The sequence below is a fragment of the Rhodobium gokarnense genome (genome assembly GCF_025961475.1).
Lineage (GTDB): Bacteria > Pseudomonadota > Alphaproteobacteria > Rhizobiales > Rhodobiaceae > Rhodobium > Rhodobium gokarnense.
Genome location: NZ_JAOQNS010000003.1, coordinates 190,294 through 201,366, shown reverse-complemented (window position 1 = coordinate 201,366; position 11,073 = coordinate 190,294). Strand labels below are relative to the sequence as shown.

Annotated in this window: 10 protein-coding genes; 3 read left to right on the top strand and 7 right to left on the bottom strand. The window is 66.4% G+C overall.

All coding sequences use genetic code 11. The features are described from left to right. From M2319_RS06085 to M2319_RS06075, 3 genes are all read right to left on the bottom strand, one after another. Positions 1-915, bottom strand: a complete 915-nt coding sequence (locus M2319_RS06085; RefSeq protein WP_264600558.1) for a branched-chain amino acid ABC transporter permease — start codon at positions 913-915, stop codon at positions 1-3. A gap of 72 nt (positions 916-987) precedes the next feature. Next, positions 988-2,148, bottom strand: coding sequence for a branched-chain amino acid ABC transporter substrate-binding protein (locus tag M2319_RS06080; protein WP_264600557.1), 1,161 nt, complete (start codon positions 2,146-2,148; stop codon positions 988-990). A 179-nt stretch (positions 2,149-2,327) separates the two neighbouring features. Beyond that, entirely contained in the window at positions 2,328-3,380 is a 1,053-nt protein-coding gene (locus tag M2319_RS06075) for a carbon-nitrogen hydrolase family protein (protein WP_264600556.1), read from the bottom strand. 120 nt (positions 3,381-3,500) lie between these two features. Between M2319_RS06075 and M2319_RS06070 the strand changes: the two genes are divergently transcribed. Further along, positions 3,501-4,406 carry a LysR family transcriptional regulator gene (locus tag M2319_RS06070; RefSeq protein ID WP_264600555.1) on the top strand — a complete coding sequence of 302 codons (906 nt, stop codon included), beginning with the start codon at positions 3,501-3,503 and terminating at the stop codon, positions 4,404-4,406. Between the two features lie 100 nt (positions 4,407-4,506). Then, positions 4,507-5,565 carry a phenylacetaldoxime dehydratase family protein gene (locus M2319_RS06065; RefSeq protein ID WP_264600554.1) on the top strand — a complete coding sequence of 353 codons (1,059 nt, stop codon included), beginning with the start codon at positions 4,507-4,509 and terminating at the stop codon, positions 5,563-5,565. A 74-nt stretch (positions 5,566-5,639) separates the two neighbouring features. On the opposite strand, the gene M2319_RS06060 is transcribed toward M2319_RS06065, so the two are convergent. After that, positions 5,640-7,145: a CoA-acylating methylmalonate-semialdehyde dehydrogenase gene (locus M2319_RS06060; RefSeq protein ID WP_264600553.1), complete on the bottom strand. Its 1,506-nt coding sequence runs from the start codon at positions 7,143-7,145 to the stop codon at positions 5,640-5,642. 107 nt (positions 7,146-7,252) lie between these two features. On the opposite strand from M2319_RS06060, the gene M2319_RS06055 reads away from it, so the two are divergent. Continuing rightward, positions 7,253-8,140 carry a LysR family transcriptional regulator gene (locus M2319_RS06055; protein ID WP_264600552.1) on the top strand — a complete coding sequence of 296 codons (888 nt, stop codon included), beginning with the start codon at positions 7,253-7,255 and terminating at the stop codon, positions 8,138-8,140. 30 nt (positions 8,141-8,170) lie between these two features. Here the strand turns inward: M2319_RS06055 and M2319_RS06050 are convergent, their stop codons facing one another. The 3 genes from M2319_RS06050 to M2319_RS06040 are packed head-to-tail and all read right to left on the bottom strand — an operon-like array spanning position 8,171 to position 11,071. After that, positions 8,171-9,148 (bottom strand): ABC transporter ATP-binding protein, encoded by a 978-nt coding sequence (locus M2319_RS06050; RefSeq protein ID WP_264600551.1) that lies wholly within the window; start codon positions 9,146-9,148, stop codon positions 8,171-8,173. Further along, complete coding sequence (locus tag M2319_RS06045; protein WP_264600550.1) at positions 9,145-10,167, bottom strand: ABC transporter ATP-binding protein; 1,023 nt, start codon at positions 10,165-10,167, stop codon at positions 9,145-9,147. Before M2319_RS06045 ends, M2319_RS06050 begins: the two co-directional genes overlap by 4 nt. A gap of 10 nt (positions 10,168-10,177) precedes the next feature. Further along, positions 10,178-11,071 (bottom strand): ABC transporter permease, encoded by an 894-nt coding sequence (locus tag M2319_RS06040; protein ID WP_264600549.1) that lies wholly within the window; start codon positions 11,069-11,071, stop codon positions 10,178-10,180. Positions 11,072-11,073: the final 2 nt, after the last annotated feature.

Here is an 11,073-nt window from a genome sequence, read left to right as displayed (position 1 = left end):
TCAGACCCGCTCGCTGCGCATTTCGGCCATCATGCCGGTGGGCCAGATGGTCATGACGACGATGACCATGGCGAACGCGAACACGTCGCGATAACCGGAGAGGTCGGGAAACAGGATGACCCAGAGCGTTTGCAGGGCGGCGAAGACGAAGCCGCCGAGGACGGCGCCCCAGATCCGGCCGAGGCCGCCGATGATCGCGGCCGAAAAGCCGATGACGCCCAGCAAGAGGCCGACCGAGAAATTCACTTCGCGGTAGTAGACGCCGTGCATCACGCCGGCGAGGCCGGCCAGCCCGGAGCCGATGGCGAAGGTTAAGAGGATCGTCTGCTTGAAGTCGATGCCGATGATCTGGGCCGTCTCGCCGTCCTGGGCAACCGCGCGAATGGCCAGACCGAATTTCGTGCGCCGGATGAACTGGTCGAGCAGGGCGACGACGGCAAGCCCGAGACCCAGCAAAATGACGCTGTCGAGGCGGATGAACACCGAGCCGACCTCGATTGCCGTGTCCGGCAACAGGGCGGGAAAGGCCTTGGGGTTCGATCCGTTGGGATAGCCGAGCCGGATGACTTCGCGCAGCACCGTGCCGATCATCATGGTCATCAGGAGCACGTTGATCGGCGGGGCGTTCCGCATCGGCACGACAAAGCCGCCACCGATCGCCGCGCCCAGAAGACCCGTGACGACGAAGGCGGCGAGGGCGACGGCGATGAAGCACAGGATCGGCAGGTCGAGGCCGACCGCCTGCAGGCCGACATAGGCGATCAGCGCGGAGAACGACCCGACGGCAAGGACGTCGCCGTGGGAAAAGTTGATCACGTTCAGCACGCCGAAGAACAGGGTAAATCCGACCGCGACGAGCGAATACATGATGCCGAGCATGAGCCCGCTAAAGGCGTATTCTACAAAAATCACCATTTGGAGATCCTGCCGAGAGAAGCGCCGTGGCCGGACCCTTCAGGATCCGGCCACGCCAGGGCCGCAACCGGTCTACTGGCCCTTGAGCTTGCGGGCACCGGAGGCGTATTCGCTGTCTTCCCAGCGCACCCACTTGCCGTCCTGGGCGACGTATTTGGTGGAGTCGACGCTGTTCTGGCCGTGGTCGTCGAAGGTGATGTCACCGACGATCGTCGGCAGGTCTTTCGTCGCACTGATGGCCTTGTTGACGGCCGCGCGGTCGGGTCCGACTTCCTCGACGGCATCGATGATGATCTTCGTTGCCGCATAGGCGAACGGGCCATAGGGCTCGGCGGGGTCATCGAAGCCTTCGGCATCGTAGGCCTCGACGAAGGCCTTGCCGCCGGGCAGCGCCTCGAAGGGGGCGCCGTTGTGGAAGGAGATCGTGCCCTCGCTGGTCTCGCCAAGGGCGTCCAGATAGGACACCGACATGATGCCCGAGACGCCGGCGAACTGGATGTCCAGCCCCAACCGGTCCATCTGCGAGCGGATGCGAACGCCGAGCGGCGTCAGGCCGGCGAAAAGGACGATCTGCGGTTCGATCTGCTTGACCTTGAGCAGTTCGGCGGTGAAGTCCTGCTGATCGGACCCGACGCCGAATTCGCCGAGGATCTCGCCATCGGTGTCGGCGAGCATCTTCTTGAAGATCTCCAGGTGGCCCTTGCCGTAATCGGTGGTGTCATAGATGACGACCCACTTCTTGTAGCCCATCTCCGTCAGAAAGCGCGCCGACACCCGGTTCTCGTCGAGCATGGACCCGTTCACGCGGTGGATCTCGGCATAGTCGTTGCCGTAGGTGATGGCGGGCAGGATGGCGCCCCAGACGATCACCGGAAGCTGGAAGCGGTGATAGACGTCGACGGCGGCGATGCCGACGGCCGAACAATAGTGGGTCACGCCGGCAACGATGTCGCGCGAGGTCGCTGCCCGCGTTGCCACCTGAATGCCGACATTGGGCTTGCATTCGTCGTCGAGCGCGACGAGCTCGTATTTGTATTTGCTGTCCGGATTGGCATTGGCCTGGTCGATCGCCACCTGGGCCGAATTCCGGCCGCCGATGCCGGCCGCGGAATTGCCGCCCGTCAGCGGGCCGATGAAGGCGATCTTTGCCGTTTCCTGGGCATAGGCGCTGCCCGCGACCGACATCGCGCCGACAACAGCGATGACGATCGGCATACGGAGCTTGGAGAACATAATCGTACCTCTTTCCGGTTTGTTGTGATCATTTCCCGCCCTGAGGTCCTCCCGTCGCAGATCTTGCTTTTTTTTACCTCGTTCGGTTCGTCGTGGCCTTTTTCCCTGCTCTGCAGTCTCCCCGCGCAGATGCCGGTTTCTTCAGCCGCGTCTCCTGCCCGGACAACAAACGGCGTGCGTCATCGCAAGCCTTCCGTCGTCCGGGGATGGGCCTGAGGCTCATCGAAATCGGGGTCAACTGGGACGAAATCCGGATCGGACGCGCCGGCAGTCTTCATCGGCACCAGCCGGGTGCGGTTGATCCTGAGATCGAAAATGTCGAAGCGGTTATAGTAGCCGACGACATCGTGGAACTGCTTGGGTTCGACGCAGTCTTCCAGGTCGAACTCCGCATAGACGATCGCCTCCTCGTCCTGGGCCGTCTCGCCCGTCGGCTCCCCGGTCGGGGCGACGAAGAACGATGCGGCGCGGGGCGTCCCGTCGATGACGTCGCCGATCGCCGGGTCGCGCTCCAGCAGGAACGCCCGCATCTTTGCGTCCATGAAGCCGGCGCAGGCAATGCCGAAGGCCTTGGCCTCGAAACTGTGCGCCGCCGTGCGGATGCGGTTGGCGTTGACGTTGTTGAAGTTGCCGCCGCCCTTGGGGCGCCGTGTCGGCCAGATCGGCGGCCAGTTGGAAATGTGGATCTGCTCGCCACCGGCCATCAGCGCAAAGCGCGCGAGCGGGTTGGCGTTCTCGCCGCAGATCAGCGCGCCGATCTTGCCGAGCCGCGTGTCGGCGACCGCCAGGCCGGCGCCGTCGCCGGACGCCCAGATCAGCTTTTCATAGAAGGTCGGCACGATCTTGCGGTGATGCGTCAGGATCGATCCGTCGTCGCCGATCAGCACATTGGCGTTCCACAGCCCGCCGACACTGACCGGGGACTTCTCGCTGAAGCCCACGGACAGGAACACGCCAAGCTCGCGCGCCTCGGCGCGAAGCATGTTCATCTCCGGCCCGTCGACCAGCACCGACTCCCGGGCCATCGCGGCAAAGAGATCGTGGTTGTCGATCGGCGGCCAGAGGGCCGCCCAGACGGGAAAACCGGGGATAAAGGACTCCGGAAAAGCGATGAGTTCGGCGCCAGAGCGGGCCGCCTCGCGGATCAAGCCGATGGCCTTTTCTGTCGATTTCTTGCGATCGAGGAATACCGAGGCGGCGTGAATGGCGGCGACTTTTACGCAAGATGACATCAACGATCTCTTATGTTTTGATCTGCGACAAAACGGTAACATCGCGCCGGGAAGGTGGGTACGCCGATTGTTGCAAGGCACCTTGCAAACACGCCGAACGTCATCCCCGGAGGTAGACAAATGCTCGCATTCGAGCGCCTGGACTGGGACGATCTCCGCTTCTTCCTGCATGCTGCGCGCGCCGGCAGTCTGGCGCGGGCCTCCATGCGGCTGAAGGTCGACCAGTCGACGGTAAGCCGTCGTCTCGTCCAACTGGAAAGCGCGCTGGAACTGACCGTCTTCGAGCGGCACCGCACCGGACTGAAGCTCACCGAGAACGGCGAGAAACTCCTTTCGCACGCCGCCAAGGTGGAAAGCGCGATCATCGGTATCCGCGAGGAGTTCTATGCCGAGGAGGCCGCTGTTACCGGCAGCGTGCGCCTGGCGACGATGGAGGGCATCGCCTCGCTCTATCTGGCGGAGCGCTTCGGGGAGCTTCGCAGGACGTCACCGCATCTCACGGTCGAACTGGTGACGTCGGCGCAGACGGTCTACGTCGCCCGCCGGGAAGCGGACCTGTTCATGAGTTTCTTCGCGCCGCCCGGCCGGGGCCTCGTTTCGGAGCGGATCGGCGGGTTCGAGCTGGGCCTTTATGCGAGCGAAGATTATCTCGCGCGGCACGGGACGCCGACATCGCGGCAGGATCTCGATCAGCATCTCTTTGCGACCTATATCGACGACCTGATCCAGGTGGACACCGTCAAGTGGCTGGACGAGGTGATCGAGGATCCCGAAGTCACGTTCCGCTCGAACAGCATGATCGCGCAGATCAGCGCCGCGGCCGGCGGGTTGGGCATGGTGCTGCTTCCGAGCTTTGCGGCAACGATGCGCCCCGACCTGGTGCCGGTGCTGCACGGCGCCGTTTCCACGCGTCGCGACATCTGGCTGAGCACCCATAACGACCTGCAATATTCGCCGCGCATTCGAACGGTGACGACGTTTCTCAAGGCCCTGTTCCAGAACGATCCCGCCATGCAGGCGCTCTGACCTCCACCGGCCGGGCGTATTCGCGCAAGGGTCCTTGCGGAAATGTCCCTTCCAAACGACCCCCATCCCGCCAAGACTGGAGCCAGTTCCGAGGCGCCGCATGCAGACCAGCACCAGCACGACCCGCATCAATCCGCTGCGAAAGCCCAAGGGGTTCGAGCCGACGGTCCAGCGGTGGTCGGCCGGGATTCCCGCCAAGCACGAGGCCTATTTCGTCGAGTTCCTCGGCATCCAGGGCCCGGATGCGCCGACGCTGGACGCATCGCCGTTCTTTGCATTTGCCGGGCAGTCGCTGTCCGGCTTGAGCGGGCCGGACGTCGTCGACCACGCCCGGCACGTGGATGACGCCGGGCAGCTCAACCACATCATTGCGGCCTACTGGGTCGACGAGGACGCCCACAAGGACTGGGCCGCGGCGTTCGAGGCAAGCGACTTTTGGAACGATCCGGCCCGGCTCTCGGAGGCTTGCGGGTATTTCCGCGAAAGCCTCTCCATTCCGGTCGGGCGGCAGGAAACCCTCTATTGGGCCGACTATCCGGCCGGCCTCGGGCGGTCGCCGAACGTGGCGACGTATCCGACCCCCTATTGCGGTTATTTCGGCGCCATGCGCGACCGCATTCCCCTTGCCGCGGTCGAGACCTTTCCGTCAATGGCGGGCGACCGGCTCGCGCCGCCGGTCCGTCGCGAGACGCGCGGGGCGCGGTGGGTCGTCGAGGCGCCGGGAAATCTCGCCGTCATTCGCTCGGCAACCTTCTGGGGCAACTGCGACCGCGAGCAGCGCGAAGATTTCGAGGAAAAGCTGCGCGTCCCGCTTGAAAAGGGGATGAGCTATCTGCGCGACAATGCCGTGCCGGCGGGCTGTTGTTCCTTGCGCTACCAGCAATCCATCGGCGCGGATTTCAACGAGCTGCCGGAAGCGCATGCCCTTGGGTATTTCCTGTCTCTGGGACATCTGGAGGACTGGTCGGAACGCCATAAGTCCCACCACGCGATCTTCGCGGCCGCGATCGCGCGCTACAAGAAATACGGCGCGGCCAATCAGCTTCGCACCTGGCACGAGGTGTTCGTCCTGCCCGACACCGGGCAGACATTCGACTATCTCAACTGCGCGCCCGAAACGGGACTGCTTCCCTGGTTCGAGGCACGGAAGATCGGGTAATCCCAAAGGGTTTTCGCCATCGCGCCGCGGCCGGACTTATCCTGTCCGGCCGGGCTGCGACCTGCGACGATCGTTCACTTACCCAGCGTCGGCATGACGAATTCCGGATCGCTCCTGACGCCCGTCGGCCAGCGTGTCGTGATGGTCTTGAGGCGGGTGTAGAAGCGCACGCCCTCCGGCCCGTGCATGTGGTGGTCGCCGAACAGGGAGTCCTTCCAGCCGCCGAAGCTGTGGAAGGCCATCGGCACGGGGATCGGCACGTTGATGCCGACCATGCCGACCTCGATATCCCGCGCGAAGGTCCGGGCGGCGTCGCCGTCGCGGGTGAAGATGGCAACGCCGTTGGCGTAGGCGTGTCTGCCGATGATGTCGACGGCCGCGTCATAGTCGCCGGCGCGGGCGACGGACAGGACCGGCCCGAAGATCTCCTCGCGCCAGATCGCCATGTCGGTGGTGATGCGGTCGAACAGCGTGCCGCCGATATAGTAGCCGTCGTCGAAGCCCTGCCGGTCGATCCGGAAGTCGCGGCCGTCGACCACCAGTTCGGCGCCTTCGGCCTCGCCCTGGTCGATGAAGCCCCGCACCCTGGCGAGGTGCTGGGCGGTGACCAGCGGGCCCATTTCGGAGGTGCGGTCGGTGGCGGGACCGACCTTCAGCGCGCGCACCTTCGGCGCCAGCCGCTCGATCAGCGCGTCGGCGGTCTTCTCGCCGACCGGCACGGCAACGGAGACCGCCATGCAGCGTTCGCCGGCCGAGCCGTAGGCGGCGCCCATCAGGGCATTGACTGCCATGTCGAGGTCGGCATCGGGCAGGATCACCATGTGGTTCTTGGCGCCGCCGAGCGCCTGGACCCGCTTTCCGTTCGCCGTTCCGGTGGCGTAGACGTAGCGGGCGATCGGCGTCGAGCCGACGAAGCTGACGGCCTTGACGTCGGGATTGGCAAGGAGCGCATCAACCGCTTCCTTGTCGCCATGGACGACGTTGAACACACCGTCCGGCAGTCCGGCCTCGGCGAGCAGTTCGGCGATAAGAAGCGATGCCGAGGGATCGCGCTCCGAGGGCTTCAGGATGAAGGCGTTGCCGCAGGCGAGCGCCACGGGAAACATCCACATCGGGACCATGGCCGGGAAATTGAACGGCGTGATGCCGGCGACCACGCCGAGCGGCTGGCGCAGGCCGTGGCTGTCGACATCGGTGCCGACATTCTCCGTGATCTCGCCCTTCAGGAGATGCGGCGCGCCGACGGCGAACTCGACCACTTCCAGGCCGCGCTGGACCTCGCCGAGCGCGTCGTCATGGGTCTTGCCGTGCTCGGCCGAAATCGCCTCGGCGAGGCGATCGGCATTGTCCTGGAGGAGGAACTTGAAGCGGTCGAGGATGCGCGCGCGGCGCAGCGCCGGCGTCTTCGCCCAGGCCGGAAAGGCCGCCCGTGCGACGGATACTGCCCCGGCGACCTCGTCGGCCGAGGCGAGCGGGCAGCGTTTGGTGACCTCGCCCGTTGCCGGGTCGAAGACATCGGAAAAACGTCCGGACCGGCCGGCCAAGGCCTTGCCGCCGACGAAATGCATGAGCTCGGTCATCACCAATCCTCCTTGTTGTGCCAGACCGGTGTCCCATTGTATTTCCTGCAAGGCAATGTCATGAAATGCGAAAGCGATATGCACAAATTGCCATCACGTGAGGTGCCATGAACTGGGAAGACGCAAGGATGTTCCTGGCTGTGGCGCGCGCCGGCCAGATGCTCGCGGCATCGCGCAGCCTCGGCATCAACCAGGCGACCCTCAGCCGGCGCGTCGCCGCGCTGGAACGGGCGCTCGGAACGAAGCTCGTCATCCGCCGCACCCATGGCTGCGACCTGACCGAGGCCGGCGCGGATCTTGTGGAGTCGCTGGAGCGTGTGGAGGCGGAGTTCCTGGCCTCGCAGGCGCGGCTCGATGCGACCGCTGCTGCGATCTCCGGCACGGTGCGCATCGCCGCGCCGGACGGTTTCGGCGTCGCCTTCCTCGCCCCGCGTCTCGGGGTGCTGTCGGAGCACTATCCCAAGCTCCGCGTCCAGCTCGTGCCGACCCCGCGGAGCTTTTCCCTGTCGCGGCGCGAGGCAGACATCGCCGTGCTGATCGACCGGCCCGAGAAGGGGCGGCTGCGCGAACGCAAGCTCGTCGACTACACGCTCGGCCTCTACGCTTCGCGTGGTTACCTGGAGCGCCGCCCGCCGCCTGCGACCGCCGCCGACCTCTCCGGCCATCGGCTCGTCGGCTATGTCGACGACCTGGTCTACGCGCCGGGTCTCAACTACGCCTCGGAGTTCCTGCGGAACTGGCGCTCAGCGATCGAAATCTCCAGCGCCATCGGTCAGCTCGCCGCCATTCGCGGCGGTGCCGGGATCGGCGTTCTCCACGACTATGTCGCCCGGCCCGAAGCCGATCTCGTCCGGGTCCTGCCGGCGCTGTCGGCGCGCCGCGCCTACTGGCTGGTGACACATGAGAACCTGCGCGACATTCCGCGGGTGACGGCGGCGGCGGATTTCATCGTCGACGCCGTCCAGCGGGATCGCGCCCAGTTCGCCGCTGCATGACCGGCGCGGCGCGCGGCCGTCGGGCCGGGATCAGCCCTCGACCAGGTGGCAGGCGACCTGGTGGTTGTCGCCGACGTCGCGCAGCACCGGCGAGACTTCCGCGCACGTCGCCGCCGCGATCGGACAGCGCGTGCGGAAGTGGCAGCCGCTCGGCCGGTTGATCGGGCTCGGCACCTCGCCCTGCAGGATTGTCCGGTCGCGTTTCGCATCCGGATCGGGTACCGGCGCAGCCGACAGCAGCGCCTTGGTGTAGGGATGGCGCGGCCGGCCATAGAGCGCGGCCTTGTCGCCGATCTCGACGATCCGGCCGAGATACATCACCGCCACCCGGTGGCTGACATGTTCGACGACGGCAAGGTCGTGGGAGATGAAGAGGAAGGCGACGCCGGTCTCGCGCTGCAGGCGCGCCAGCAGGTTGATGACCTGCGCCTGCACCGAGACGTCGAGGGCGGAGACGGCTTCGTCGCAGATGATGACGCGCGGCTTCAGCGCGAGCGCCCTGGCGATGACCAGGCGCTGGCGCTGGCCGCCGGAGAATTCGTGCGGAAACCGGTCCATCTGGTCCGGCCGCAGGCCGACCCGGTTGAACAGCTCGCCGACCCGTGCCTCGATTTCCCCGGCGCCGATGGTGGCGAAGTTTCGCAGCGGCTCGGCGACGATGTCGCGCGCTCGCAGGCGCGGGTTCAGGGACGAATAGGGGTCCTGGAAGACGACCTGGATGTCGCGCCGCTTCAGGCGCATCTCGCCCGCGCTGAGCTCGTCGATGCGCTCGCCGTCCAGCCAGACCTCGCCGGCGCTCGGCTCCGTCAGCCGCAGGATGGCGCGCCCGGCGGTGGACTTGCCGCAGCCCGACTCGCCGACGAGCCCGAGCGTTTCGCCTTCCGCGATGGCAAAGCTGATGCCGTCGACGGCGTGGACCGCCCCGCCGCCGCGGCCGAAAAAGCTGCGGCGGATGGCGAAAGTCTTGGACAGGTCGCGGACGTCGAGGACCGGTGGCGTCTGGGTCATGCCTTCATCTCCCCTTGCCGGCGCGGCTCCGCCACCGCCTCGTCCGATTGCGGTTCCGGATTCCAGCAGGCCACCATGTGGTCGTCGCCGCACTCTACGAAGGAGGGATAGAGCGTGCGGCATTGCTCCGTGGCGCGCGGACAGCGCGGCTCGAAGGTGCAGGCCTTCACCGGTTCGGTCAGGGCCGGGACGGCGCCCGGAATTTCGGTCAGCTCCTCCGGCGCCTCCGCGCCCTCGGTCAGCCGCGGCATCGATTGAAGAAGCGCCCGCGTATAGGGATGTCGCGGCGCGGCGAAGAGCTCGCGCACCGGCGCCTCCTCCACCTTGCGGCCGGCATACATCACCACCACACGCTGGGCCATTTCCGCCACCACGCCGAAATCGTGGGTGATCAGCACCATGCCCGTTCCGGTGCGGCCGATGAGGTCGCGCATCAGGTCCAGGATCTGCGCCTGAACCGTGACGTCGAGCGCCGTCGTCGGCTCGTCGGCGATCAGGAGGCGCGGATTGCAGGCAAGCGCCATGGCGATCATCACCCGCTGGCGCATGCCGCCGGACAACTCGTGCGGATACTGCTTGAGACGGCGCTCGGGCTCGGGAATGCCGACGAGGCGCAGCATCTCCAGCGCGCGCGCCTCGACGGCGCGCCGGCCGAGCCCCTCGTGGAGGCGAAGCGTCTCGCCGATCTGCCGACCCACGGTGAGCACCGGATTGAGCGACGTCATCGGCTCCTGGAAGACCATCGACACGGCCTTGCCGCGGATCTTCTGCATGGCGCGCTCGTCGAGTTTCAGAAGGTCGCGGCCCTCGAAGCGAATGGTGCCGTCGGCGCGGGAGATCTCCTCCGGCAGGAGGCCGAGGATCGACATGGCGGTGACGGACTTGCCGCATCCGCTCTCGCCGACGATGGCCAGCACCTGGCCGGCCTCGACGGCAAGGCTCAGCCCGTCGACGGCGCGCGAGACGCCAGTGGCGGTGCGGAACTGGACCCTGAGGCCCTCGATTTCGAGCAGGCTCATCCTCGGTGCCTCACGTGCGGGTCGCGGCGCGCGGATCGAGCAGATCGCGCAGGCCGTCGCCGAGCAGGTTGACCGCCAGCACCGTCACCGACAGGAACACGGCCGGAAAGAAGACGATGAACGGCTTGATCTGCCAGAGCGCGCGGCCCTCGGCCATGATGTTGCCCCAGGACGGGGTCGTCGGCGGCGTGCCGGCGCCGATGAAGGACAGGATCGCCTCGACGATCATCGCGGAGGCGCAGATATAGGTCGCCTGGACGATCATCGGCGCCAGCGTGTTGGGCAGGATGTGCCGGCGGATGATGACGTGGGTGCGGGTCCCCGTCGCCACTGCGGCTTCCACATAGGGCTGTTCGCGCGCGGACAGCACGACGCCGCGCACCAGGCGGCACATGCGGGGAATGTCGGCGATCGTCACGGCGATGATGACATTGACCATGCTGCCCTGGGTCAGCGCCATCAGCGCCACGGCAAGGAGGATGGAGGGAATGGCCATCAGGCCGTCCATGATGCGCATCAGGATGCCGTCGGCCCAGCGCAGATAGCCGGCGATGAGGCCGATGAAGAGGCCGATGACCGAGGTCAGCACGGCGACCGAGATGCCGACGGTGAGCGAGACCCGGGCGCCGTAGATCACCCGGGAATAGATGTCGCGGCCGAGCATGTCGGTACCGAACCAGTGCTCGGCGGAGGGGAAGCGGGCGCGCAGCCAGGGCGCCAGGGACAGCGGATCGTGGGTGGCAAGGAGCGGCGCCGAGATCGCCATCAGCACGATGAGCACGAGCATGCCGCCGCCGATCGTGATGCGCGGGTTGCCGATCAGGAACCCCAGAACGCCGGTCCGCCGTTTGGGCACGGCGAACAGGTCCGGCCGCTCGGCCGCGGCAAGCGTGGTCGCAGGCATCG

Bases quoted from the DNA above. Each gene is read 5' to 3' on its own strand.
- M2319_RS06055 (WP_264600552.1), top strand. From the start codon at position 7,253: ATGAACTGGGAAGACGCAAGGATGTTCCTGGCTGTGGCGCGCGCCGGC.
- M2319_RS06045 (WP_264600550.1), bottom strand. From the start codon at position 10,167: ATGAGCCTGCTCGAAATCGAGGGCCTCAGGGTCCAGTTCCGCACCGCC.
- M2319_RS06050 (WP_264600551.1), bottom strand. From the start codon at position 9,148: ATGACCCAGACGCCACCGGTCCTCGACGTCCGCGACCTGTCCAAGACT.
- M2319_RS06085 (WP_264600558.1), bottom strand. From the start codon at position 915: ATGGTGATTTTTGTAGAATACGCCTTTAGCGGGCTCATGCTCGGCATC.
- M2319_RS06060 (WP_264600553.1), bottom strand. From the start codon at position 7,145: ATGACCGAGCTCATGCATTTCGTCGGCGGCAAGGCCTTGGCCGGCCGG.
- M2319_RS06080 (WP_264600557.1), bottom strand. From the start codon at position 2,148: ATGTTCTCCAAGCTCCGTATGCCGATCGTCATCGCTGTTGTCGGCGCG.
- M2319_RS06075 (WP_264600556.1), bottom strand. From the start codon at position 3,380: ATGTCATCTTGCGTAAAAGTCGCCGCCATTCACGCCGCCTCGGTATTC.
- M2319_RS06070 (WP_264600555.1), top strand. From the start codon at position 3,501: ATGCTCGCATTCGAGCGCCTGGACTGGGACGATCTCCGCTTCTTCCTG.
- M2319_RS06040 (WP_264600549.1), bottom strand. From the start codon at position 11,071: ATGCCTGCGACCACGCTTGCCGCGGCCGAGCGGCCGGACCTGTTCGCC.
- M2319_RS06065 (WP_264600554.1), top strand. From the start codon at position 4,507: ATGCAGACCAGCACCAGCACGACCCGCATCAATCCGCTGCGAAAGCCC.